Consider the following 26,623-nt stretch of genomic DNA (forward strand, 5'->3'; position numbering starts at 1 on the left):
GTCAATAATCGGGGCTCTTTTCCATGTGCTTCATATACTTCACAACCATCAGGGCAATCTTCAGCGTAATGGCATCATCAAATATCCGCAGGTCAAGCCCTGTCTGCTTCTGAAGCTTGTCAAGGCGGTATACAAGCGTGTTTCTGTGAATATACAGCTGTCTTGAGGTCTCTGACACATTCAGGCTGTTCTCAAAGAACTTGTTGATTGTCGTCAGGGTCTCCTCATCAAACTCATCCGGAGACTTCCCGTCAAAAACTTCGCGGATGAACATCTTGCACAGAGGAATCGGAAGCTGATAGATCAGACGGCCGATGCCCAGGCGGCTGTAGGCTATGACATGCTTCTCCTCAAAGAAAATTCTGCCGACATTCAATGCCATGCGCGCTTCCTTATAGGATCTGGACACATCCTTCAGCTCCCCGACAACCGTCCCATAGGCGACAACCGCCGATGTGCGTCTCTCCTGCGGCAGAGCATCCAGCATCTCCAGGGCATATTCGTTCAGTTCCTTCGGGCCATCCGAGAGCAGAATCTCCTTCACGATGATGATGCTCTTTTCGTCAATTTCCGTGATGAAATCCCCGGACCTTGCACCCAGCAATCCCCGGATTTCCTCCAGCCCTGCTGTCTCTCCGTCTCCATCCGGTTCCAGGATATAGACAACCCGTCTCGATTCTGTATCGATATGAAGCTTCTTGGCCCTGTTATAAATATCTACAAGCAGCAGGTTGTCCAGGAGCAGATTCTTGATAAAGTTATCCTTGTCAAATCGTTCCTTGTAGGCAACAAGAAGGCACTGAAGCTGAAATGCTGTCAGCTTCCCGGTTGTATAGACATCGTCAGAATTACCGCTTGCAATCAGAACATACTCCAGATGACCCTCATCAAGCACCTTAAAGAATTGATAGTTTGAGATGACCTGACTCTCAGCCGGTGAATTTTCGAAGCTGACAACAGCATCCCGAAAGTCCGCCTGCCCGTCAAAGGTGGAGGCAAGCATAACACCCTCCGTGTCCACCACGCACATATCCACCCGTGTGATCTGTTTGAGTCCGTCCAGTGTAGACTGCAGAATCTGATTAGAGATCATTGATTTCTCCTATCATGAAAAAGTATAGAAATGTTCAGCAGATTATACTGATTCTCTATTCACATTCACCACATGATAGCTATAGTGTAAACTTTTTCCGATTGAAAATCAATGTCTTTTGTGTATATTGCACTACCTGACTGTCTCACATTTTCCGGAGGTCCACCGGTCTTCGGATCAGAGGTCGTCTGCCTTCAACTTTTCACCGCCGACTCTGAGAAGATCGCGGATTTCCTCAGCCGGAAGATCCAGGTAAGCTGAAAGCTCTTCGAGAGACGGCTTTCTGTCCAGCTCCTGCTCCAGGTCATGAGAAGCGTCTGCCAGCTGATTCATCCGATTCAGAATCCGCTGATCCGACTTTCCTTCCGCCTTCTGCGCTTCGACAACGCTCTCCAGGTAGCTTGTCACCTCATTCAGGAGCACCGCCCGATAGGCCGCGAGGCTCTCCTGATGCTGCAGTTTTCCCAGTGCCAGCAACAGGCCGACATTTCCCTCCTGAACCAGGTCCTCCGCCGTGAATTCTCCTTCCAGGTTCAGCCTTTCCGCCCCCGCAGGCAGCCCGTTCTCAGGATCCTTTCCTGTCTCCCGCGCTTCAATCTCCCCAGCCAGGTCACACACTGTCTGGAGATACCGCTCGGTCAGTCTCGCTCTGGCTTCCTCGTGTCCTTCAGCTGCCATGTGAAACAGCGTCAGCTCCTCCACCTCGTCCATCTGAGGCAGGTCTGCCAGCTCATCCAGATAGTGCTCCAGACTCCGGACATGCTCATCACCGGCCCCGGATGCTGCCTCCGGCATGTCTTCGTCGTAGACTTCAACCGACATCATATCGAGATAACTGCAGACCATCTGAAGCTTTGTCTCATCGAGGCCTGTGTCCTTCAGTTTCTCCCGCACCTGCTGGACGGAAATCCGGTTTCCGTTTTCCTTCGCCTCGCGCGTCAGCTCCTCAAGGCGGTTTCTGAATGCTTTCGTTTCATCTGTCATCTTTCATCAATCCTTCCCGGCAGCCCGGCCCTTCCTCTCCTGCTGCCATACTCAGGCAGTCCGGCAAACCTCTTCTGCCTGTCCCTGGAATTTCTCCCGTACCATATACGTTCAGGCTGGTCTGCGTCCCTTTCCAGGGTACCGTCTTCACATCCATACAGACTGCGTATCAGATGCCACCTGCCGATATTCAATCTGCCCATCATTATATCAGACAGGTTTGCAAAATAAAACAGCCCCGGAAGTGACACTTCCGGAGCTGTTACGGTTCCAGTGAGAAATATAGATCCGATAACCCGGGTCAGAAAGAACCCTCTCAGGTTCCGCTGAACATCAGGTCACCGTAGGACGGCATCGGCCACATATCCTTGTCGACAATCATCTCCAGCCTGTCAACCGGAGCGCGGAGTTCAGCCATGACCGGTGTGACATCATAGTGATAGAAGACAGCGCGTTCTCTTCCCTCCGGCTTCTTCTCTGCCTCGTCTGTGATCTGGATCAGTTTCTGAAGACCAGCCTTTGTTTCCGCAAGAAGGCCTGTCGATTCAGCAAGCAGATCCTTCTCGACAGATGCATCCGCTCCTGCCTGTGTAAGCGCTATCACGGTGTCCGCCAGGCTTCTGTTCCAGCGGATCACAGCCGGGATGATCGACTTGGAAGCCATGTCAATCATCGTCGCTGCCTCGATATGCGTGTTCTTCGCATACGTCTCATACTTGATCTCAACACGGGAAGCAAGTTCGGGCTTTGTGAAAACCTTGAACTTCTCGAACATGCTGACTGACTTTTCGCTCTCAAGAGCCGGGATCGCGTCAACCATGGAGCGGAGATTCGGAAGTCCTCTTCTTTCGGCTTCCGCCACCCACTCATCCGAATAACCGTTTCCATTGAAGATGATTCGCTGATGGTCGTTCAGATACTGCTTGATCAGGTCATGTACCGCCACATCAAAGTCTTCCGCCTGCTCCAGGACATCGCACGCATCGGAAAATGCCTCTGCCACAATGGTATCCAGCACAATATTCGGGGCCGCAACCGAATCGCGGGATCCGAGCATACGGAACTCAAACTTGTTGCCGGTGAAGGCAAACGGGCTTGTGCGGTTTCTGTCGGTTGCATCCTTCGTGAAGTCCGGCAGTGTGCTGACACCCGTCTGGAGTTTTCCGCCCTTCAGGGAGGAGGTTGCATTGCCAGTCTTCACCAGCTGAGAAACCACATCCTGGAGCTGATCACCCAGGAACACGGAAATGATTGCTGGCGGTGCCTCATTCGCACCAAGACGCTGGTCGTTTCCTGTGTCAGCAGCGGACTCTCTGAGCAGATCTGCATGCTCATCGACCGCCTTCAGAATGCAGGCGAGCACCAGCAGGAACTGGACGTTCTGATGAGGCGTCTTGCCCGGATCGAGCAGGTTGATGCCATCATCGGTCATCAGGGACCAGTTGTTGTGCTTGCCTGAGCCGTTGACCCCTGCAAACGGTTTCTCATGAAGCAGGCATCTCATATGATGCTTTGCCGCGATTCTCTTGAGTGTCTGCATGACGATGTGGTTGTTGTCTACAGCCAGGGATGCATTCTCATAGATGACTGCCAGCTCATGCTGTGCCGGAGCCACCTCGTTGTGCTGGGTCTTTGCCGGGACGCCAAGCTTCCAGAGCTCCTTGTTGACATCTCTCATGAACGCAGCAACTCTCTGGCGGAGGGTTCCGAAGTAGTGATCATCCAGCTCCTGCCCCTTCGGCGGCATCGCTCCGAACAGGGTTCTGCCTGTGTAGACGAGATCCTTTCTCTGCTTGAATGCATCCTCGTCAACCAGGAAATACTCCTGTTCCGGTCCGACAGATGGCGTCACTTTTTTAGACTTGTTGTTTCCGAAGAGTCTCAGCAGCCTGAGAGACTGTGTATTGATCGCGTCCATCGAACGAAGAAGCGGTGTCTTGAAATCCAGCGCCTCTCCTGTATAGGAGCAGAACGCAGTCGGGATGCAGAGAATCGGACCGGCAGCGTCATTGCGCACGAACGCCGGGCTGGTTGGATCCCATGCCGTATATCCTCTGGCCTCGAAGGTTGCCCGAAGTCCGCCTGATGGGAAGGAGGAAGCATCCGGTTCACCCTTGATCAGTTCCTTTCCGGAAAACTCCATCAGAACCGTCCCGTCCGGTCTCGGAGCCGTGATGAAGGAGTCATGCTTCTCCGCTGTCACACCGGTCAGCGGCTGGAACCAATGGGTGAAATGGGTCGCTCCCTTTTCAATTGCCCACTGCTTCATCGCGCCGGCAATGGCATCCGCCACATGGATGTCGAGATCCTTTCCTTCCTCGATGGTTTTATGGAGCTCTCTGTAGACGCTCTTCGGAAGGCGCTGCTGCATCACCTTGTCACTGAACACATCCTCGCCGAAGATATCGGCGACATTGAACCGTTCTCCCGTCTCACTCATACGCTCTTTTCCTTTCCTGTTAGGAATTCTGCCCGCCCGGGCACGCCTCTTTCTGGCGTAGGCGCCCCTTCAACCTTCTTCTTGCCAGCCGCCTGGATGGCGCCTGCGGGCTGAATACGCGAAAAGGGACATTCCGAATCAATTCGGAATGCCCCTTTGCCATCCGTTGCCTGTACTGTACACCTATACGCCGGGATATGCAAGCATTTTTTTGATTTTGCGCCGGAAGGAAAAATTTTCTGATATCTGCCCGGGTTCAGCTCTTTTTATTTCTTCTCTGTCTCCCCAACATTCATGTAGACATCTTCCCTCAGATGGAACCCTCCGTCGATAATCACTTTGTCCATATTGTTCTTTGTGACCGCAACCGGGTCGATCCTGTAGTACGGGACATCCCAGGTCCCGTCGCTGATGGTCCCGCTGACCTTGATCTCTGCATCCTCTCCGGTGATGTCCTCCCCTTTCGCCAGCGCAACGGTCAGCCGGGCGGCCACCTGAGCCTCCTCCTCGACGGACTTGTAGACGCTCATCGTCTGTGTTCCCTCGACGATCCGCTGACAGCCTGACAGATCGGCATCCTGCCCGACAACCGGAACGATCCCCGCGAGCTTGTGCTCCGTGAGCGCCTTGATCGCCTGTCCCGCCAGATCATCATTGCCGCACATAACGCCGTCCACACTTCCTCCGTTTTTCTCGAGTCCGTCGTTGACAGCATCGAAGGCCAGCTCGGCGAGCCAGTTGTCGCAGTAAGTAGAATAGACAATGTTCAGCCTGGAGTCCTTGAGCTCCTGCTCGAAGCCGTGACGGACCTGCGTGGTATTGTTATCGGAGGCAGACCCCAGGATTTCAAAGACATCGCCGCCTTCCGGCAGGGAATCTTCCAGTGCCTGCGCCATCAGGGTCCCGACCTTCTCATTGTCAAACGACACATACAGATCAGTCCCGGCGTTCAGAATCAGCCTGTCATAACAGACCACGCGAATGCCTGCGTCCTTCGCCTCACTGATGACCTCTGAAAGCTTTGACGCATCGATGGCAACGATCACGATGGCATTCATCTTTTTGCTGATCAGATAACGAATCTGCGCAATCTGCTCCGTCACCTCACCGTTTGCGTTCTGAACATTCACCTCCGCGCCGAGGCTCTGTGCCGTCGATACAAAGACATCCCGATCCCGCAGCCATCGCTCGATCACAAAAGAATCGAAGCTGATTCCGATCCTGACAGCGCCCTCTCCTGCCTCTTCCGCTTTCCTTCCCTCATGATCTGTCTCCGCGTATCTGCCGCACCCCGAGACCGCCAGCCCCAGCATCAGCGCAAAGGCCAGTGCGCAGGCCGCGTGCAGTCTCTCCTGTTTTCTTTTTCTTCCGCTCATGATCCGTCCGCCCTCAGATGTTCTCTGTACTCACTTGGCGTCATCCCTGTCTGCTTCTTGAAGATCCTGCTGAAATAGTTTGAATCCGCGTAACCGCTTGCCAGTCCGACCTCCTTGACCGATTCACTGCCCTTTGCCAGCATTTCCTTTGCCTTCCCGATCCGTATCTTCGTCAGGTACTCGATGAAGTTTTCTCCAACCTCCTCCTTGAAAAGCTTTGAGAAGTAGTACGGGCTGACATTCACTTCCTTCGATACATCATCGAGAGAAATTTCCTTCATGTAATTCTCCCGGATGTACTTCTGTGCCTTCTGTACAATGCTTTCCGACTGTTCATCCGCCCTGTCCCTGATCCCGGAGGCAATCTGGGTCATGTGGAGAAAAAACCAGGTTCGAACCTCCTTCGGGCTGACCAGCGCGTTGATCTGCGTCAGGTAATCCTTCCGGTCGTTGTAGGCATAATTGATGGAACCGGCATTGAAGGCATCAAACTCTGCCCGCATGACGAGCTCCAGTGCCTTCAGCCGCATGCTGTTCAAATCACTTGGGTCGTGCTGGAGAATCCAGTTGAAATAAAGGTCTGCCGCAGCCTGCATGCCCTCCACATCTCCCGCAGAAAGCTTTGCAAACATATCCCTCTCCGCTTCAATCGGATAGTCATCCTCATAGACACCAGATGTCACGGCATCCTCGATGTGCGTGACCCGCGCCTTCGAGTTCTCCAGCGCCGCCTGCGCCTCCTGGTAGCTGATCTTCAGGTCCTGGAAGCGGTTCACCCGGCTGATGCCCGCCTTGAATTTCAGCTTTGTCTTCTCCTCCAGCTTGGTCAGAATTTTCCGGGTCTGTTCGATGATCTCGATCCGTCGCTCATATTCGATCTGGTTCTTCTGCGATGGAACGACAACGAGGATCTGGTTGGACATTACCGGACCGACGATGCAGCGGATGTAAGACTTGATGATATCCCGCATGACAGCGTAGTGATCCTGACCCTCCACGCCGCTTCTGACCGTCGAAATCAGCCGTCCGTCCTCTCCGCTCTGTCCGAACCGAATCAGGCATGCGTAGGCGTACTTTTCTGTGATATCCAGAAGCTGCAGGTAGCTGCTGCCGTCTGTCACACGGTCGGACATTACCATCTCCGAGACAAAACCACTCTCCACAACAGGAAGAACAGTCTGAAGCTTTTCCTGAATCCGGAGCTGATCCGAGCGCTGACTGCGAAGCCTGTCCACCTCCGCGATGGCTTCCGTCACCGTGTCGATGATGGTCTGGCGTGAAACCGGCTTCATCAGATATTTGCTGACACCCAGCGAAATGGCCTCCTTTGCATAGTCAAATTCATCATATGCCGACAGGATATAGAAAAGCGCTGTACTGTTAAAGCTGCGGATTTCCCTGATCGCCTGAATCCCATTGATCCCGGGCATCCGGATATCCATGAATACGATATCCGGGTGAAAGCTTTCTGCCTGCTCGATCGCTGACCGTCCGCTCTTGGCCGTCGAGACCGTGATCCTTTCCCCGAACTGTTTCCGGATGATCTCCGTGAACGATTCCAGCATGATCCCCTCATCGTCCGCGATCAGAAGTCTGTACATTCTGTCTCCTTTCGTTCCTTCCAGGCTGCTTCCGGCAACACCGCACTCACCTGCAGAGTATCTGGCCATGCCAGAAGCCGTCCGCAGGTATGTTCTCAACGCAGCGGCAGAAACACCGTCACCTGCGTCCCCAGCCCAGGCCCGTCGCTGCTGACTCTCAGCAGGCCTTCTCTTCCATAGTACAGCGCCAGTCTTGCCATGACGTTGCCCATCGCAACACCAGCCGTCCCGTCATTTCCTGCACCGGCAAGGCTGTCTGGAACAGTCCCGCCGCCGTCCGTCTCAGGCACTCCGCTGCCGTCTGTCTTTCCTCTGCCGCCTTCCATCAGACACATAATCTGATCGGCTGTCATCCCGGCGCCGTTGTCAGAAACAGTCACCATCACAGCCGGCCGGCCGTCCGGCGCGTCCTCTCCATCCGCCATCTCCACATAAAGCCAGATCCGTCCATGCTCATGGTCATCGTGGATGCCGTGCTGGACAGCATTCTCTACGATTGGCTGAAGCGTCATCGACGGCATCGTGATGTCTGACAGACGGATATCCTGATCAAGAATCTTTTCAAAATGAATGTCTCCGGAAAACCTCACATTCAGAATATAGATGTAATTGTCCACAAGCTCCAGCTCCTCCTCAAGAGAAGCCGATCCTCCGGTTTTCTGGACATCATAGCGGAAAAAATCTGCCATCCGTCCAAGATAGTTCTGCGTCCGGTCCGCTCCCTCCAGTGCGGCGAGCTGTGAGCCGGCATTGAGACTGTTGAACAGAAAGTGCGGGTTGATCTGCGCCTGCAGGAAGTTCAGCTGTGCTTCCTTGAGATGAGCCTGCATCGCAAGCGCATTCTCCTTCATCCTGGATTCCTTCTCCATCGAAGCTCTCTGCCGCTCAATATAGTCCCGGATGGAAAACAGCATCTTCCGGAATGCATGAGTCACCACAGCAATCTCGTCGCCGCTTCCGGTCTCCCTGACATCCACATCGAAGTCCCCGGCTGCCACCCTGTCTGCTGCTCCGGCCAGTTCCTTGAGCGGACCGAAAATCGCCCGGATCAGCATGACCGCAAGGAACATTGCCATCACAAAGGCTGTCAGAATCATCACCATGCTGGATGCCTCCAGCACCCCCATCGTGTTCTGCAGCATCTGGTAATTTCTGCTGTTTTGAGAGAAACGCCGGCTGTTCAGCGCATAGACAGCATCGTCAATGTAACCGTTCAGCCGTTTGGAATCGGCATATTTTCTGCGGTATTCCTCTACATTTCTCCCTCTTTTTGCCTGGATCGCCTTCTCGGAAGCTTCGAGATAGGCCTCCGACATCTCCCGGATATTCTTCTCAAGCATCAGCGTCGGGCTGCTGATGTTCTGATCGTTGAAGGAAGTGGTGATTTCTCTCAGATCTTCCTCATACCGGTAGAAATTCTCCAGAGATGAACTTCCCCTCGTACTCAGGTAGTCATACATGGAGGCCCCAACCTTGTCCAGTGTGTCGCTGAGCTTTACAATCGTGGAGTTTGACACGAACACCGAGTCGATTGTCTGAACCATCGTGCGCGTCTGTCGGAATACATAGAGGTTCACCGCAAGCACTAGCAGCATCATACCCACCATGATCATGATCAGGCGGCTCTGGATGGAGCGGTTTTCTCTGCCTTTTCTCATCCGTCCTCACCTCCATCCATATCCTTCGACAGGTTTTTCATGCGAAGATACTGATAGACGTTCTTCGCGTTCACGGTCTGCAGACTGATATTGTAATAATCACTGACATGGCCGGTGTCCAGATACTCATTCAGTGCACCGACAGCACTGTGTCCAAGCGAATCTGTATCGATGGTCAGCGCGGCGGGGATGAGTTCCCGCTGAATGGCAGAAAGCGTCATGTCGGCCGTATAGTATCCGATTACCTGTACACGGTCGACCAGATTGTTATCGATGATCGTCTGGATCGCGCAGTCTGTCTGGACGGATGTCTCACAGATCAGAATATCCGGAACGCTGTCGCCCATCAGGAGGTTGCGGATTGTCTCCTCCGCATCAAAATCCTCGCCGCTGTCGGCCAGCACTGCGCTGAGGGAAATCGTGGCTCCGTCCGCTCCTTTTTCTTTCACGGTCTGAGTCATCTGCGAATAGAGCAGATTCAGCTCCCCCTCCGTATCTCCGTTATCCGTCAGGACGCACACCTTGTTCTCCCCCTTGTGAAGAAGGGAAAGCAGCTGATCGCCATATAGTCTCCCCCGCTCATAATTCGAGAATCCGACATAGCTGATTCTTGGGGAGTCCTCGATGTCACGAAGCAGGGTCACGACCGGAATCCCTCTGCTCTGGGCATCGCTGACGGCAGCCTTCAGATCCTTTTCGGTGCTTTCATACAGAAGAATTCCGTCGACCTGCTCTGCGACGCCTATCTCGATTCCTTCCTCATCGCTGTAGCGGGCTGATGTCTCCTGTCCGCACCACTCCAGATAGGCACCGCTCTCTCCGGCTGCCTTTGAAGCGGCACGAAATACATCCTGCCACATGTCAGAGGTATCAGAGGATATGAACAGATAATGGCGGTTGTAGACAGTGTTGTCCTGAGGCTGCCCGACGATCTGGTTGACATGGTTCTGATAGTAGATATATGTGCCAAGAAGGATCAGCCCGATCACCGACAGGCATGACACAACGGCTGCTGTCACCTTTTTCATCATATTCTGTCACTTCCTGCCTTTTCCATCCAACTCCTGCCTTTTCCTTCAATCGGAACAGGGCTGATTCACGTTTATCCTGCCCGATGCGGCGTCTCCGCCGTCATCTCATGCTCCTCACTCGATGAAACGCGGCCGCCTTCATAAACAAGGCGGGAGTGCCCGCTCATGCAGGCACCCCCGCTCAACAAATCATGATCTGTTCCCGGTCAGGACTGTCCCTCGGTAGAAATGACATCGAAGATGACAGCTGCCAGCAGCACCGCGCCTTTTACAACATACTGCCAGGAATCGCCGATGCCCATGATGGACATCCCCATGTTGATGATTCCAAGCAGGAGAGCACCGATCATGGCTCCTCCAACCGTTCCGGATCCACCGTATGCGGAGGCACCGCCGATAAAGCAGGAACCGATGGCATCCATCTCAAAGGAGTTGCCGGTAGAACCATTCACAGAACCGACGCGGGCTGCGACCAGAAGGCCTGCAAGTCCCGCAAGAAGTCCCATATTCGCATAAGCGATAAAGTAGACCTTCTTGGTATCAATTCCGGAAAGCTGCGTCGCCTTCTCATTGCCGCCGACCGCGTAAAAGTAACGGCCAAATGCGGTTTTCGATGTGATGAACGCATAGATCAGGCAGATTGCCAGAACCCAGATCAGCATGACCGGAATGCCTTTGTAAGCTTTCAGTTTGAAGCTGTACCAGATCACCAGTGCCGCGATGACAAACGCCTTGATGTAGTCGGAGGCAATGCTGTTCTGGCGGTATCCCTTCCTCGCCTTGCTCGCACGGGAGCGTACTGTATTGATCACGACAACCACTGCAATGATAACACCAACAATCACCGCTGTCATCTGTCCCGGCACATAGGAGGTGAACACGTTCAGGAAGCTCTTGTTGGAAATGGCGACCGTCTTGTTGTCCAGGATGACACGGCCAAAGCCACGGAACATGAACATGCCGCCCAGTGTTGTGATGAATGGCGGAATATGCATGTAGCCGATCCAGAACCCGTTCCACATACCGATCAGAAGTCCCATGATCAGACTGACGATGATGGTCGCAGCCGACCCCCAGCCCTTGCCGAGCATCGTCGCCGCAAATCCGCCGACCAGACAGATGACAGAACCGACGGACAGATCAATGTTACCGCCTGTCAGGATGCAGAGCAGCATACCACAGGCCATCACCAGGACGTAGCCGTTCTGAAGCATCAGGTTTGACATGTTCTGCGGCTGCAGCAGCCTTCCGCCCGTCAGCCAGGAAAACAATGCGAAGACAACCACCAGGGCAATGACCATGGTATATTTTTTAAAGAAATCTCTCACTTTCATCGCTTAAAGCTCCTTCCCTTCTCACTTGTTGACATCCATGATGCACTGCATGATGCGTTCCTGTGTCGCTTCCTCCGCAGTCAGCTCGCCGGCCATCTTTCCCTCGGAGAGGACATAGATACGGTCGCACATGCCTAGAAGCTCCGGCATCTCGGACGATACCATGATAACAGCCTTGCCCTTGCTGACCATATCATTCATCAGACAGTAAATATCATATTTTGCCCCGACATCAATTCCTCTCGTCGGCTCATCGAGAATGAGGATATCCGGCTCGGCAAACATCCATTTTCCAAGGAGAGCTTTCTGCTGGTTTCCGCCGGAGAGATTGCCGACCTTCTGCTCGACAGACGGTGTCTTGGTACCCATCTCGTCTTTCATGACTTCCGCCTCATGGACTTCTCTGTCCACATCGATGATGCCATGATTGCAGACCTTATGCAGCGCCGCCAGTGTCGTGTTGAAGCGGATCGACTCCTTGAGAATCAGTCCGTTGGTCTTTCTGTCCTCGGTGACATACGCCAGTCCATGGCGAATGGCCTGCTCGGTATTGTTCAGCGTTACTTTCTTTCCGCCGATGAAAAGCTCACCCTTGATTCCGGTTCCATAGCTCTTCCCAAAGATCGACATCATCAGCTCTGTACGGCCGGCACCCTGCAGGCCGGAGAATCCGACGATCTCGCCCTTGTTGACATGGAAGGAGATGTTGTTATCCACAATTTTCTCCGGGTAGAGCGGATGGTGGACGGTCCAGTTCTTCACTTCCAGGGCGACTTCCTTCGAAACATGGTGTTCTCTCTCCGGATAGCGGTCGTCCATCGCCCGGCCGACCATCCCCTTGATGATCCTGGCTTCTGACATATCGTCGACACCCTTTTCCAGGGTCTCGATCGTCGAGCCGTCCCTGAGGATTGTGCAGCGGTCCGCCACATACTCGATTTCGTTCAGCTTGTGGGTGATGATGATGGAGGTCAGCCCGTTCTTCTTGAACTCCTTCAGGAGATCCAGCAGCATTCTCGCATCCTCATCATTCAGGGAGGATGTCGGTTCATCAAGGACAAGCAGCCTGACCTTCTTGGAGAAGGCCTTCGCGATCTCGACCAGCTGCTGCTTGCCGGTTCCGATATCCTTGATCAGGGTCTGGGCGGACTCTTTGAGTCCGACCATCTTCATATGTCTCTCGGCTTCACTGTAGGTTTTGTCCCAGTCAATGACGCCGTATTTGTTCTTGATTTCGTTGCCCAGGAACATATTCTCTCCGATGGACAGCATCGGGATCAGTGCCAATTCCTGGTGAATGACGACAATGCCGTCCTTCTCACTGTCAGACAGTCTTTTATAATGGCACTCTTTTCCTTCGTAGATGACTTTTCCGCTATAAGAGCCGTAAGGGTACTGTCCACTCAGGACGTTCATCAGGGTAGACTTTCCTGCTCCGTTCTCACCGATCAGTGCATGAATCTCTCCCCGTCTGACTTCCAGATTTACATCATCCAGTGCTTTCACACCTGGAAACTCTTTTGTGATGTGTTCCATCACAAGAATGTTGTCTTCCGCCAATCTGAGGATCCTCCTTCCCAGCAGTCTGCCTCAGGTCAGCCCGCTGCGCGATGCGCAGGGAAATTCTGCTTCAGGCAGGTGGTTGTCCAGCCGGTTCATTCTGATTTTGCCCTGCCAGACAGGTTTCATATCGGATGCCATGATGCATGGCATAGATGGTTTACCTGAAACAGGCGGGATGAATCATCCCGCCCATCCTGTTTCAGCTTGTTGTGCTGTTTGCAGGCATTATGCGCTGCCTGCTGCGCTGAGTCTCAGCCGCAGTGTCTGCAGCAGATTCCTCATTACTGTGCCGGATGAAGATATCCGTCAGAATCCTGTGTATAGTAACCAGTGTCGACAAGCTTCTCAACAGCATTGTCCTTCGTGACAACATCCGGGACAAGGAGCAGAGACGGGATCACCTTATCAACTGCGGTGTAGGACTTGTCATCAAATGTGCAGTCGAATCCGAACTTTCTGCCGTCGATCCAGGACTGATCAACCGTCTCACCGTTCAGGATTGCCTGCGCCAGATCAAGCGTGACAACTGCTTCATTTGCGACTGCCTTGTAGACGGTCATGGTCTGAAGGCCATCCATCAGATTCTTCAGGTTTGCTTCATCACCATCCTGTCCGGTGATCAGAACAGAATTCTTTCCAGCATAGTCAGACTGAATGGCCTGCGTCACGCCAAGAGCGGTGGAGTCGTTCGAGCAGAGTGCTACATCCAGCTGTGTTCCATCCGCATAGTAGGAACCGAGAATGTTCTGCATTCTGGACAGTGCCTTCTGTGTATCCCACTGAGCCGTTGCGACAGAATCGAAATCGGTCTGGCCGGACGGAACCTTCAGTGTTCCCTTGTCCAGATACGGCTGAAGGACGTCCATTGCACCCTTGTAGAAGAAGGTTGCATTGTTGTCTGCCGGATCGCCGGCGGTAATCTCCATGTTGTAGGTCTTGTCGCCCGCATTATCGAGATCCAGAGTATCGACAATGAACTTGCCCTGAAGTGTACCAACGGTGTAATTATCGAAGGATACATAGTAGGTATCATTATCGTTCTTGATCAGACGGTCATAGGCGATGACCGGGATGTTTGCGTCTGCTGCCTCATCCACAACGGTGTTGAGGGCCTCACCATCGATGGCTGCGATGACAAGAAGATCAACCTTGTCAGCGATCATGTTCTGAATATCGGAAACCTGACGTCCGGAATCATTATCCGAATAGGTAACCTCTGTCGCATATCCGGCTTTCTTGAACTGCTCGTCCAGATAGGAGCCATCACGATTCCATCTCTCAAGGGACTGTGTCGGCATCGAGATTCCAATCTTCTTGCCTGCTCCAGATGCTCCCTCGGTAGCTGCCTCGGTCTCGCCTGCAAATGCAGAAACCGATCCGAACATTCCGACGACTGTAGCGATTGACAGTGCGACTGCTAACTGCTTCTTCATCTCATTATCCTCCGTGATAGATGAATGATTTATTTTTTGCCACATTGCACCGTGGCTGTAACTGTCGTTACTATATCATGGTCACATTCACGAAGAAATAGAATTAATTGTTCACATTTAGCCTATTTTTGCCTATACAGTGATAAAAAATACCCTCTGACAGGATAATTTTGCCAGAGGGTGATTTGGAAGCAATATTTTGCTAATGTTAACCGGTTGTTATACAGGCCGGATTAACGAACTGAAAACTTATAGCAGGTCATGGACTGGAACAGCTCTCCGCCCCGGAGGATCGGCTTCAGGAACCCGTCCTGGTTGATCGAATTCGGGAAATACTGTGTTTCCAGACAGAATCCGCATCTTTTTCCATAGACGGCGCCATTCTTTCCCTTCTCCCCCTCTGTAATGAAATTGCCAGCATAGAACTGGAATCCCGGAAGATCTGTGAAGGCTTCCATGCAGATGCCGGTCTTCGGCTGGTAGGCTTCCGCAAACTTCACACGCGCTGTACGTTCCTGCTGCAGGACAAAATTGTGATCGTACCCTCCGACATACTTCAGCTGATCATTGTCGTCTGCGATATCACGCCCGATTGTCTTCGGCTCAGTAAAGTCAAAGGGAGTCCCGGCTACGGGAGCAATCTCCCCTGTCGGGATTGCCTCGTGGTCCCGTACGGGTGTATAGGCCTTCGCCGCAAGCTGGAGAACCGTATCCTCAATGCTGCCGGAATCATGTCCGCCCAGGTTAAAATAGGTGTGATTGGTCAGATTGCAGACGGTATCCCTGTCGCTTTCCGCCTGGTACTGAAGCAGAAGCCTGTCATCCTCTGTCAGCGTATAGGTAACGGAAGCTTTGAAGTTTCCCGGATACCCCTGTCTGAGATCCGCATCCTCGACCGAAAGCGTAACAGAGCTGTCCGTCTGCCCCGTTAATGTGAAGGTTCTTTTGTCAAAGCCATCCGGTCCTGAGTGCAGATTATTCTGATTGTCATTCACAGACAGCTGATAGGTCTGTCCGTTCAGCGTGAAACGGGCTTTGTCGATCCGGTTTCCGGACCGGCCGATGCAGGCGCCGAAATAACAGCCGCCCTTGTAGTAACCATCCGGACTGTCATAGCCCAGAACCAGATCCTGCATCTTTTCATTCTTGTCCTGAAACAGAATCGACACAATCGTTGCACCCAGATCTGTCACCTGAACCTGTGTCCCCTTCCCGTTTCTGATCGTATACAGGGAAAGTGTCTTTCCCTCCTTGTCCGTTCCGAACCTGCTCTGTGTTACAGACATCTCTCTTTCCTCCCTGAAAATACACCCATCCGTCCATTTGCCCCGCGCAGCCTGAATGCAGTGAAAAATGGCGGATGCGCACCTTCGAAGCACACCCGCCATTCTATCACATCTTCACTTCTCCAAACAAGTTTGCCGTCATCTGCGGATGAACGGATTCTCGTCAGCATACGGCAGAGACGCCGGATGATTGTAGCCAATCTCCGCCGGATCCACACCGATATACTTCAGCGCCTCATAGAGGGCCTTCCCATAGTGTCCGAACATCACTGCGCCATGGTGTGGGAAGTTCTTCCCGATCAGCCAGTAACGGTAGAAACGTCCCATCTCATGGATGGCGAAGACACCGATGCTTCCAAAGCTCTTTGTTGCAACCGGAAGGACCTCGCCCTCAGCCGCATAAGCACGGAGCCTGTTGTCTGCCGTGGACTGCAGTCTGTAGAAGGTGATTTCGCCCGGCTTGATATCGCCCTCGATCGTTCCGTCGCACCAATCCTGCGGATGGGTTCTTGCCATGATTCTCTGATAGGACAGATGCGGGCTGAGCAGCTTGCTGGAGCAGGTATTCCCGCAGTGGAAGCCCATGAAGGTATCAGTGAACTGATAGTCGAACTTGCCCTTGATGAACTCGTCATACATATCATGCGGAACGGAATTGTTGATATCCAGAAGCGTGGTCTCATCCCCGCTGATGCACAGACCGATGTACTCAGAGAGCGTTCCGTAGATATCGACCTCGCAGGAGACCGGAATGCCTCTTCTCATCAGGCGGCTGTTGACATAGCAGGGGACAAACTGGAACATGTCCTGGAAGGCCGGCCAGCACTTCGTGGTCAGCGCGACATACTTTCTGTATCCCTTGTGCTCCTCGACCCAGTCAAGCAGCGTCAGCTCGTAAGCCGCAAGCTTCTTCAGCATCGCAGGCTCCTTGCCTTCTGCATATCCCATCTCCTTCGCCATGTCCGCGATGGTCTCCGGAATTCTCTTGTCATCCTGGTGCTTCTGATAGGACTCAAACAGATCCAGCTCAGACTCTTCCTCAATCTCGACATTCAGGTTATAGAGCTGCTTGATCGGTGCGTTGCATGCCAGGAAATTCGCCGGTCTCGGTCCGAAGGAAATGATCTTCAGGTTGCTCAGTCCGTACGCAACCCTTGCAACAGGAAGGAAGTCGTGGATCATATCCGCGCACTCCTCTGCGTCTCCGACCGGGTAGTCCGGGATATAAGCATTGATGTTGCGAAGGGCGATGTTGTAGCTGGCGTTCAGCATACCGCAGTATGCATCTCCGCGTCCATCCATCAGGTCCTTCTGACTCTCCTCAGCCGCCGCGCAGAACATCTTCGGTCCGTCAAAATGCTTGGCGAGAAGGGTCTCGGAGATCTCCGGTCCGAAATTTCCGAGAAAGACACACAGCGCATTACAGCCTGCTTTTTTGATATCCTCCAGCGCGTTCACCATATCAATCTCGCTCTCAACGATGGTGACCGGACACTCATAGATATCGCCCTTGCCATACTTCTTCTCATAAGCCTCGACGAGCGCCTTTCTTCTGTTGACAGCAAGCGGCGCCGGGAAGCAGTCGCGCGAAACCGCGACGACGCCAACCTTGATCTTCGGGATGTTTGATAACATATTGTGTTCCTCCTTGATAAATAGATGCTTGTATCGATATGAATATCTGCAGCTTTTCACGAACCGGATGCCGGTCTGCAGCGCTGCTCTCCGCCTGATTACTCAACCGTCAGATTCTCTCCGACGAGTCCCATCGGGCTCCCTTCCGGCAGTCCGCCCTCAGGATGTCCCAGCAGCCATTTGTTGACAGCCGTCAGATGACCGTCTTCCCCGCCGCTGTGTGTGCCCGAAAGTTCCGTATTTGTGCCCTTCGGAAGAACAACCAGCACACGGAAGCCTTCCTTCTTTTTATTGCACGGTGCATAATGAAGCGTCGTCGCGAAGACTTCGATCGGGACGCCTGCCGGTGCGCGGAAGACCTTGCAGGTAGATGTATCAAAGGTGCCGTCCGACGCGATATCCGTCTGTTTCCCAAGAATCAGATAAAACTCGTCGGCGCCAAGATTGAGCTCGGAGCTTCTGTGATACTCGAGGGCATTCAGCTTATGATTATGCCCGTTGCAGTAGCCGATCTGCACAGGCAGCTCTCCGTACAGCTTTGACTGGATCTCCGATGCCTCCGGAAGCTTCTCCAGCTCCGGATCTCCCGGTACATAGATGGTGCCATCCTCCGGACACGGCGTTTTCTTCAGCGCTTCTACCATCCCGGTCAGATCCACGCCTTCCAGAATTCTGCCGTAGGCTGCGAATTCCGGATCCGTGATCTCATAGATTTTCATGCTGTGCTCCTTTCCGCGCGGTCTCGTTTTCCGCGTCTTCCGTCACTGAAGCCTTGGAAACAGCTCCTTCAGTGCCGGATAAATCTGTCTGAACTGCTGGTACTTCTCCTCGTACTTCCGGACAAGCGCCGGATCCGGCTCCTCCGTCCTGCTGATCCGGACAATCTTCTCACAGGCCGTCCTGACATCCGGATATTCCCCGCAGGCAACTGCCGCCAGCATCGCGCCGCCCATGGACGGTCCCTCGACACTCTCCGGAATCTCAAGTGTCAGATTACAGACATTTGCGACAATCTTTCTCCAGAGCGGACTCTTCGATCCGCCTCCGACGATCGTGCTCTTCGTGACGGAAATGCCCAGGCTTCTCGCAATCTCGAGGGAATCTCTCAGGCCGAAGGCAACACCCTCCAGCATCGCCTGCGTCATATCCGCGCGCGTGGTGTCCATGGTCATCCCGATGAAGGTGCTTCTCGCAAGCGGGTCGTTCAGCGGGGAACGTTCGCCCATCAGGTACGGCAGATAGAAGACATGATTCTCTCCCAGACGGTCATCTGTGATTTCTGCCTGCTCTGCCGGGTAATCCTTCGTATGAAGAATCTGCTCCGTCCACCACTTGTTGCAGGAGGCAGCCGAAAGCATGCAGCCCATCAGATGGAAGCTTCCGTCCGCATGCGCAAAATCATGGACAGCATTCTGTCCGTTCATGCTGACGAAATGATCTGCGGAGATAAACAGTGTTCCGCTTGTCCCGAGCGAAATGTTGCACTTTCCCTCCCCGACGGTTCCGGTTCCGACAGCGGAGGCCGCATTGTCGCCCGCTCCGGCGGCAACAACTGTGTTTTCCGGAATGCCAAGCGCCTGTGCGATCTCTCTCTTCACACAGCCCGTCTTCTCATAGCTTTCATAAAGCCGGGGCAGCATCTCCTCTGTGATACCGCAGATTCTGCACATATCGTCCGACCAGCGCTTGTGCGCTACATCCAGAAGCAGCATGCCCGAAGCATCGGAATAATCTGTCGAGAACACACCCGTCAGGCGGTAAGCCAGGTAATCCTTCGGCAGCATGATCTTCCTGCATCTTGCAAAATTCTCCGGCTCATGTTCCTTCACCCAGAGAATTTTCGGCGCTGTGAAGCCGGCGAATGCGATGTTGGCGGTATCCTGCTCGAGCCTCTTTCTGCCGATGACCTCGTTCAGATAGTTCGTCTCCTTTGTCGTACGTCCATCGTTCCACAGGATAGCCGGGCGGATGACCTGATCCTGCTCATCGAGCATCACGAGCCCGTGCATCTGGCCGCCGAAGCTGATGCCCGCCACCTGGCTCTTGTCCTGTCCCTCGAGCAGCTCCTTTACGCCCTCAATGGACTGTGTGTACCAGTCCTCCGGATTCTGCTCCGACCATCCCGGGTGAGGAAATGAAAGACCGTATTCCTTCGATACGATCCTGACAATCTTGCCCCCGGAATTCATCAGCAGCAGCTTGACGGCCGACGTACCAAGGTCGATTCCGATATACAGCATCTTATCTCCTTTCTGTCTATTTGTACGTACATATTTGGGGCTATATACGCTCATGTTGTCTGTACTGTTTCCATATTTGTTCTTATCATACTCTATCTTTTGTCTATTTTCAATAATGGATATCACGTTTTTCTCAATGTTACCGTTGTTTCGGAAACGGTCTTGCCTAGGCTTTCCACAAAAAAAGCGGCATGCTGCCGCATGCCGCCGTCTCATTCCTTTGATTGATTCCGCCTGATCCCGAATCAGGTCAGTCCTCTGTCTTCAGATCATCATTTCCGGGGACAATGATCGGAATCGCCCTGGGAATGTTCTCAATTACAGCGTGCTTCCGTTTGCCTCCGAACTCCCCGTCCCGCGTCCAGGAAACCGGCTCGTCGAACCAGATCTCCAGCTTTGATGTCTTGAAGTACGTGATGTTCTTGTTCGGCGTCTTGTTCAGGACACTGTTGATCATGCCCGGGTACTCAACCGCCAGTGCCGGCGAGTGAAACAGGACAACCTCGAAGACCCCGTCATTGAGTGTCACATCCTTTCCGGTGATCCCTTTGAATCCCCCGACAGAATCGGAGTTTGTGATCATCCCAAGGAGAAAGTCGCCTTCTCCGGACATCTCCTGGCTCTCGTACCGGAGGTGATATGCCTTCAGGTTATTCAGGCTCTGCATGCCGCGGATCACATAGGCTGCATGTCCCAGCAGATTTTTCATATCCTGCGGGGTATCGTAGGATACCTCCACAAATGCCCCGAATGCCGCCACATAGACAAAGTAGCTGTCGTCGAGTCTGCCGAGATCACACTGATAGACCGTTCCGTTCATGATTGAGCGGGCAGCTTTTCTCATCTGTTTCGGGATGCCCAGACTTTGAGCATAATCGTTTGTGCTTCCGGCCGGAATGTAGCCGAGCGGACGCGTAAACCGTCCTGTCTGCATTCCAGTCACCACCTCATCCAGTGTTCCGTCTCCCCCGCTGCAGACAATCAGGTCAAATGCATCCCCGAACTCCTGCGTGATACGCGTTGCGTCCTTCGGTTCAATGGTCGGATGGACGACAATCTCATAGTCATCCTTTGAAAATTCCTCCAGGATATAGGACAGCTGATCCCGAACAACACCCTTCCCGGATCTCGGATTGTAGATAAACAGCATTCTCTTCATCGCAGAATACCTCCCTGCCGCTCTGTAATCGGATACTGACTTTGTCTGCTCTCCGTATGAACACGCCACATACGCAGAGGGCGCCTTCCGGATTTCCCGTAAGGCGCCTTCTGATATTCACGATCGCAGCGCACCAGTCCCGCCGGTCTCTCCCTTGCCGCCTCATGCAGCCCACGGAGCCTCTCCGGCATCTGTCTGACCAGTATGTAACGATAGTGTAAAGCTTTTGAATGATGAATGCAAGCTGCAGGTCCCGCTTCCCGGCTCAGTTTCTGGACGCTTCAGCTCCGGAAGCATCCTTCTGGCTGAATCCTGCCCAGTTCTCATATTTGTGCGGATGGTAATCGGTCTGTGCCCAGAGCTTGTCTGCTACCGGCTTCCATGCCTTCGCATAGTCCACACACTTCCCGCAGAGATGCTCTGCGCTCTCCGGCTCCTGAAGATCCGTGGAGTGTGCTCCGGATTTATTGACCATCTGGGTCAGCACGCCCGGGTTCTCCAGCATCGGGCACGGACGAAGCATGTTCTTGTTGAATGGCTGATGTGCACGGTACTGCATGAACAGCGGAGACTGCAGGCATTCCAGGACAGACTTCTCATGGATGTTCGAATCAGAGTAGTGAATGAAGACACAAGGCTCTGCATCTCCATTTGCATTGATGTGGAAATAGTTTCTTCCGCCGGCAATGCAGCCTCCGACAAACTCGCCGTCATTCTGGAAATCCATTGTGTAGATCATCTTGCCACCCTTGTTGGCGCGAATCTCACGGATTCTGTGGTAGATGTATTCACGCTGCTCCGGGCTCGGCATCAGGTCCGGCGCTGCCTTCATGCCAACCGGCATCAGATGGAAGTACCAGCTGAAACGGACACCCTTCTCGATCTCCATATCCAGGAATTCGTCAGACGTGACTGTCTCGAGATTCTTTGCTGTATAGCAGATCGATGTTCCGAAGAAGCAGCCGTGTGCCTTCAGAATATCCATCGCCTTCATGACGCGTGCAAAGACACCATCACCGCGGCGAAGGTCATTGACCTCGGAGAAGCCTTCCAGAGAGATGGAGAAGCTCAGGTTTCCGACCTTGCGGACCTCCTCCGCAAACTCATCATCGATCAGCGTTCCGTTCGTATACGCGTGGAACTCGCAGTCATGATGTTTTTTGCAGAGCTTCAGGATGTCTGCCTTGCGGACAAGCGGCTCACCGCCCGTGAACATGTAGAAGTATACGCCAAGCTCCTTGCCCTGTGTAACAATACGGTCCAGGTCCTCGAAGCTCAGGTTCAGCTTGTGACCATACTCTGCAGCCCAGCAGCCAGTGCAGTGCAGGTTGCAGGCCGAGGTCGGATCCATCAGGATCAGCCACGGAATATTGCAGCCATACTTTTCACGGTTTGCGCGGATGGTCTTGGTTCCGTTGATCATCGCCTCAAACACCAGGTTGAGCAGCGTCATCTTCAGAACATTCGGATCCAGCTCGTCGATCAGCTTGTTCAGGTACTGGTTCCACTTTTCATTCGGATCTGTGAGGAACTTGCGGAACATCGCATAGGTTTCTTTCGAAAATGTATCCGGTGCGAACTTCTCAACTACGTTCAACGCCTCCGTAAGTCCCTTCTCACGGTCTTTGTAAACTCTGTCAAGCATGACATCAAGAGCCTTGCTGAATGCAAGCCGTGCTGCTTTGTGTGTAAAACTGGCCATTTTGTACCCCTCCCAATTGAATTGCAACGAACGCTGCCCCTTATCTGATGCAGCGTCTGGTTCCGAAAAGCGGACCGTCAAAGGTACCGCACAAGGATTTCAACCCCGACAAACAGAAGGCAGGAGCCTCCGACTGTAAAGAAGCCTTTTCTGTACCTGCAGCCATCTCGGTACCCCATATAGGTCCCGGAAAAAACCGCGATAACGGTCGCTGCGGCAAGCACACCGGTTGCCATGTAGATATTGTGGCCGATAAAACCCCAGCCGATGCCGCAGATGAATGCAAACACGGCGACCCCGATGGCCTGGAAGATTGTCCTGGAGACGGAAATCTCCGTCAGATGTTCGTCGATTTCCCGCTCTGTGAATGCTTTAAAGAGCATGTAGGCCGCGATAATCAGAAACAGGACAACCGCACAGAAATAACAGAACTTCTTCAGATCTGTGGATGAAGAATTCCTGAAGAATGTAATCCTTGTCAGTCTGAAGCCTGCAAACATCGACAGGCTTTCAAACACAAAGAAAAAGACGCAGAGCATCAGCAGGCTTCCCGGCCTGATCCGCCGGATCATTGCCCCGTCTTTCTGGGAGATCAGGAATACATTGATTGATAATCCCGCAACCACGAGAAGAATCTCCGCGATACTCAAACATCTACCTCCCAAATACTGTCTGTTGATCAGGCATACTCCGTCTGTCAGGTGAAAGTGTACGGGAATGGCCTTGTATTTGCAAAATACAACCTTTCAGGCATGAAAAAAAAAGGGCGACACTCCGGAGAGTTTGTCGCCCTTTTTTCCTGATGTCCTCTTTCTGTCGCCGGATGACCGGCGTTTTTGCCCTGTAGTCCCCCCGCAGAGGCAGAATCCATGGGGTGCCTATAGAAGGGAAGGCAGAACCGTCCTCAACACCTCCGCCTTCAGCTGCCCCGGAGCAGATTCTCCTCCGATTGTACCGAAGGTGATGCAGCTTCCTGAGAAGTTCCCGCAGACTCTTGTCATGCTTCCAAGGCTTCCCATTGACATTGTGATAAAGGGCCGGTCGGCCCACTCCTCCTGCATCTGGACGCTGGCAAACAAGAGCTCGAGCACATCCTCCCGGTCTTTCGGCATAACGGCAATCTTTGTGATGTCAAAGCCGGCCATCTGCATCCCCGCCATCTTTTTCACCAGTTCATCCGCAGGGGGTGTCCCGTGGAAATCATGGAACGAGCCAATCACGCGTGCGCCACATCCATGGATGTCGGAAAGCAGACTCATTCTGTCCCCCTCCATCATCGAAAGCTGAAGGTCGACCAGGTCGGCCCCTTCCTGAGCGGCGCACAGATTCATCTCCCTGTATAAGTCGAAGGACACGGCTCTGCTTCCGCCTTCCTTCTTTGTCCGGAATGTGAACAGGACTGGCTTGTCCCCTACCGCTTTCCGCAGGGCCTGCAGACACTCCGATATTTTCCGTGTTTCATCGAACGGATATATGTCCGCACGGAGCTCAACGAGATCATAGAAATCCCGTGTTCCTTCGAGCTGGGTCAATGCCTTCTCCAGCTGTTCCGGATCTGAGGCGACAACCGGGACACAGATCTTCGGTATACCGTCTCCGAGCGTGAGACTGCGGATCTGTATCGGCACGACCCTGCTTCCGGAAGGCGTGTTCAGTTCTGATATCATTTCCATCATAATATTATAATCCTCATGCCTGCTGCATCTGCCAGTCGGCGTGCAGGCACGCCGCTGGCAGCCGGACTGATCCTTCCTGGCCGTATAAGTCCTTCGCGCTGCTTCGCAGCTTTGCTGCTCCCGCAGCGCTCGCAGGCATTCGCATTCCCGCGCCGCACTGCGCCGCTTCATGCTCATGCCTGCTGGTGTCGCTTGTCCATCTGCCAGCCGGCGTGCAGGCACGCCGCTGGCAGCCGGACAGCGACGGACTTATACGGCAAAGTATTTCTGGCGGACTTCGGTGACGGGCATGTCCTGCCCGGTCCACAGGCGGAAGGCTTCCGCTCCCTGATACAGCAGCATATACATTCCGTTGAGTGTCCGGCAGCCTCTTGCCTGCGCTTCCCTGAGGAGTCGGGTCTGTCTGGGATTATAGATGACATCGGCGACGACAAGGCCTTCGTGAAGGCATCCTGTATCCGGAATCGGCAGCTGGTTTTCTGCGTCTGCCGGCAGATCCGGTTTTTTCATTCCGACAGAAGTCGCATTTGCAAGAATGCCGGAGGCGCCAATTGCCTCTCCGAGTGCATGTGCATCCTCCAGATCCACCACATCCGCCCTGCAGGCTGTGTTCTCTGTGATAACCTGTGCCAGCATCTCAGCATGACGAAAAGACCGGCTTTTCCTGTTTGCAATGTGCAGTTTTTTCACACCGTCCAGCGCTGCCTGGACGGCAATTGCGCTTCCCGCTCCGCCAGCTCCGAGAAGTGTCATCTCCTGCCCATCTGCATCAACACCCGCCCTTCGCAGCGATTCCATGAAGCCGAACCCGTCCGTGTTATATCCGGTCAGCTTTCCATGGTCATTGACAACGGTATTGACAGCACCGATCATCCGCGCCGCCGGTGACAGCTCATCGAGGTATTCCAGCACAGCCGTCTTGTCCGGCATCGTCAGATTGAACCCAAAGCAGTCCAGGTTCCGGAACGTCCGGACCGTTTCTCCGAGCTGCTCCGGCTGCACGCTGAAGCAGAGGTAGACCGCGTCTATTCCAAGTCTGCGAAAGCTGTAATTGTGCATCTGCGGAGAAATGCTGTGCGCAACAGGGTACCCGAGCAGTCCTCCGAATCTTGTGTGGCCAGTGATCTCATATTCCCCCGACAATCTGGTTTCCTCCATCAGGTATGTTTGAAGAAAGCCTCCGGTTTCATGCCGGAGGCCTTCTGCGTCGTTCTGTTTGATTCTTCAGCTTCTTCTTAAAAATTCCGGAATCTGGATATCCTGCGGCGTCACCTTGCTGGTCGGCGCCTTCAGCGTCGCATTCTGTGTCGGAATGGACGGAGCCTTCGGCGCCGGCTGAGCTGCCGGACGCTGGAAGCTGAACCCGCTCTTCGGTCTTTCTGTCTTCCTGTAACGGAAATCCGTTCCCGCTGCAGGCTGGGAAAGTCCCTTGTGAAGTCCGAGCAGAGAGCCCTGCTCCTCGTTCGGATCCTCGATTCCCGTTGCGATGACCGTGATACTGCACTCATCCGCATAAGTGTCGTCGTACATCGCGCCAAAGATGATATTCGCGTTCTCGCCTGCAAGCTCCTGTACATAGCCTGCTGCATCGCTTGCATCCATCAGGCTGATATCTCCGCTCACATTGATGATAATATTGGTTGCGCCTTCGATCGTCGTCTCAAGCAGCGGGCTTTCAACAGCCTGCTTGACTGCCTCAATCGCCTTATCGTCGCCCTTCGCCTGTCCGATTCCGATGTGCGCAATCCCCTTGTCCTGCATAACAGTCCTTACATCCGCGAAGTCAAGGTTGATCAGCGCCGGGAGGTTGATCAGATCAGTAATGCCGGATACCGCCTGCTGAAGCACCTCATCTGCTTTTCTGAAAGCCTCCGGCATCGTCGTCCTGCGATCCACGACCTCAAGCAGCTTGTCGTTCGGAATCACGATCAGCGTATCGACGTTCTCCTTGAGCTTTTCAATTCCGTTCAGGGCGTTGGTCATGCGAACCTTTCCCTCGAATCGGAAAGGCTTCGTCACGACACCGACTGTCAGAATGCCCATCTCCTTTGCGACACCCGCAATGACAGGAGCTGCCCCTGTTCCGGTTCCGCCGCCCATTCCACAGGTAACGAAAACCATGTCTGCTCCCTGAACAGCATTCTTGATGTCCTCGGTGCTCTCCTCAGCGGCCTGCTCTCCGACCTCCGGCCGTGCACCGGCTCCTAGCCCCTTCGTGATCTTCTCTCCGATCTGGATGACGCTCGGTGCCTTTGACATGGCAAGCGCCTGTTTATCTGTATTGACTCCGATGAATTCGACCCCGGCGATGGTATCATCGACCATCCTGTTGACCGCATTGTTGCCGGCTCCGCCGACCCCGATGACAATAATCTTTGCTCCCGGTTCAGAGTCATTCGACATAATCTCTAA

At 53.5% G+C, this 26,623-nt stretch carries 20 protein-coding genes; all 20 read right to left on the reverse strand.

Annotation, left to right across the window (positions count from 1 at the left end; translation table 11 throughout):
* Position 1 precedes the first annotated feature (1 nt).
* Positions 2-1,093: a PucR family transcriptional regulator gene (locus ACTQ1N_RS01395; RefSeq protein WP_441953913.1), complete on the reverse strand. Its 1,092-nt coding sequence runs from the start codon at positions 1,091-1,093 to the stop codon at positions 2-4.
* Between the two features lie 177 nt (positions 1,094-1,270).
* A complete protein-coding gene (locus ACTQ1N_RS01400; protein WP_441953915.1) occupies positions 1,271-2,077 on the reverse strand; it encodes a sigma-70 domain-containing protein in 807 nt (268 codons plus the stop codon).
* 316 nt (positions 2,078-2,393) lie between these two features.
* On the reverse strand, positions 2,394-4,517 hold the full coding sequence (locus ACTQ1N_RS01405) for a glutamine synthetase III family protein (RefSeq protein ID WP_441953917.1): 2,124 nt from the start codon (positions 4,515-4,517) through the stop codon (positions 2,394-2,396).
* A 266-nt stretch (positions 4,518-4,783) separates the two neighbouring features.
* Complete coding sequence (locus ACTQ1N_RS01410) at positions 4,784-5,893, reverse strand: sugar ABC transporter substrate-binding protein (protein ID WP_441953919.1); 1,110 nt, start codon at positions 5,891-5,893, stop codon at positions 4,784-4,786.
* Positions 5,890-7,494, reverse strand: coding sequence for a helix-turn-helix domain-containing protein (locus ACTQ1N_RS01415; RefSeq protein ID WP_441953921.1), 1,605 nt, complete (start codon positions 7,492-7,494; stop codon positions 5,890-5,892). The genes ACTQ1N_RS01410 and ACTQ1N_RS01415 overlap by 4 nt, the downstream gene beginning before the upstream one ends.
* A gap of 95 nt (positions 7,495-7,589) precedes the next feature.
* The gene (locus ACTQ1N_RS01420; protein ID WP_441953923.1) at positions 7,590-9,152 is read right to left on the reverse strand and encodes a sensor histidine kinase; all 1,563 of its coding nucleotides are present in this window, start codon (positions 9,150-9,152) and stop codon (positions 7,590-7,592) included.
* A complete protein-coding gene (locus ACTQ1N_RS01425; RefSeq protein ID WP_441953925.1) occupies positions 9,149-10,183 on the reverse strand; it encodes a sugar ABC transporter substrate-binding protein in 1,035 nt (344 codons plus the stop codon). Before ACTQ1N_RS01425 ends, ACTQ1N_RS01420 begins: the two co-directional genes overlap by 4 nt.
* Positions 10,184-10,389: 206 nt before the next feature.
* Positions 10,390-11,517 (reverse strand): ABC transporter permease subunit, encoded by a 1,128-nt coding sequence (locus ACTQ1N_RS01430; RefSeq protein ID WP_441953927.1) that lies wholly within the window; start codon positions 11,515-11,517, stop codon positions 10,390-10,392.
* 21 nt (positions 11,518-11,538) lie between these two features.
* Positions 11,539-13,053: an ATP-binding cassette domain-containing protein gene (locus ACTQ1N_RS01435; RefSeq protein WP_441954140.1), complete on the reverse strand. Its 1,515-nt coding sequence runs from the start codon at positions 13,051-13,053 to the stop codon at positions 11,539-11,541.
* 308 nt (positions 13,054-13,361) lie between these two features.
* The gene (locus ACTQ1N_RS01440; RefSeq protein ID WP_154524647.1) at positions 13,362-14,513 is read right to left on the reverse strand and encodes a substrate-binding domain-containing protein; all 1,152 of its coding nucleotides are present in this window, start codon (positions 14,511-14,513) and stop codon (positions 13,362-13,364) included.
* Between the two features lie 233 nt (positions 14,514-14,746).
* Positions 14,747-15,799 carry an aldose epimerase family protein gene (locus ACTQ1N_RS01445; RefSeq protein WP_441953930.1) on the reverse strand — a complete coding sequence of 351 codons (1,053 nt, stop codon included), beginning with the start codon at positions 15,797-15,799 and terminating at the stop codon, positions 14,747-14,749.
* 138 nt (positions 15,800-15,937) lie between these two features.
* Positions 15,938-17,434 (reverse strand): L-fucose/L-arabinose isomerase family protein, encoded by a 1,497-nt coding sequence (locus ACTQ1N_RS01450; protein ID WP_441953932.1) that lies wholly within the window; start codon positions 17,432-17,434, stop codon positions 15,938-15,940.
* Between the two features lie 98 nt (positions 17,435-17,532).
* A complete protein-coding gene (locus tag ACTQ1N_RS01455) occupies positions 17,533-18,153 on the reverse strand; it encodes a DUF4867 family protein (protein ID WP_441953934.1) in 621 nt (206 codons plus the stop codon).
* A gap of 42 nt (positions 18,154-18,195) precedes the next feature.
* Positions 18,196-19,674 carry a xylulokinase gene (gene xylB, locus ACTQ1N_RS01460; protein ID WP_441953936.1) on the reverse strand — a complete coding sequence of 493 codons (1,479 nt, stop codon included), beginning with the start codon at positions 19,672-19,674 and terminating at the stop codon, positions 18,196-18,198.
* Positions 19,675-19,924: 250 nt separating this feature from the next.
* Positions 19,925-20,833, reverse strand: coding sequence for a diacylglycerol/lipid kinase family protein (locus tag ACTQ1N_RS01465; RefSeq protein WP_441953938.1), 909 nt, complete (start codon positions 20,831-20,833; stop codon positions 19,925-19,927).
* 265 nt (positions 20,834-21,098) lie between these two features.
* Complete coding sequence (locus tag ACTQ1N_RS01470; protein ID WP_441953940.1) at positions 21,099-22,535, reverse strand: radical SAM protein; 1,437 nt, start codon at positions 22,533-22,535, stop codon at positions 21,099-21,101.
* A 77-nt stretch (positions 22,536-22,612) separates the two neighbouring features.
* The gene (locus ACTQ1N_RS01475) at positions 22,613-23,185 is read right to left on the reverse strand and encodes a manganese efflux pump (RefSeq protein ID WP_441953942.1); all 573 of its coding nucleotides are present in this window, start codon (positions 23,183-23,185) and stop codon (positions 22,613-22,615) included.
* A 228-nt stretch (positions 23,186-23,413) separates the two neighbouring features.
* Positions 23,414-24,211: a type I 3-dehydroquinate dehydratase gene (aroD, locus tag ACTQ1N_RS01480; RefSeq protein ID WP_441953944.1), complete on the reverse strand. Its 798-nt coding sequence runs from the start codon at positions 24,209-24,211 to the stop codon at positions 23,414-23,416.
* Positions 24,212-24,460: 249 nt separating this feature from the next.
* Entirely contained in the window at positions 24,461-25,354 is an 894-nt protein-coding gene (locus ACTQ1N_RS01485; RefSeq protein WP_441953946.1) for a shikimate dehydrogenase, read from the reverse strand.
* Between the two features lie 81 nt (positions 25,355-25,435).
* Positions 25,436-26,614, reverse strand: coding sequence for a cell division protein FtsZ (gene ftsZ / locus ACTQ1N_RS01490; protein ID WP_441954142.1), 1,179 nt, complete (start codon positions 26,612-26,614; stop codon positions 25,436-25,438).
* Positions 26,615-26,623: the final 9 nt, after the last annotated feature.

The sequence above is a fragment of the Porcincola sp. LCP21S3_C12 genome (genome assembly GCF_052118625.1).
Classification (GTDB): domain Bacteria; phylum Bacillota; class Clostridia; order Lachnospirales; family Lachnospiraceae; genus Porcincola.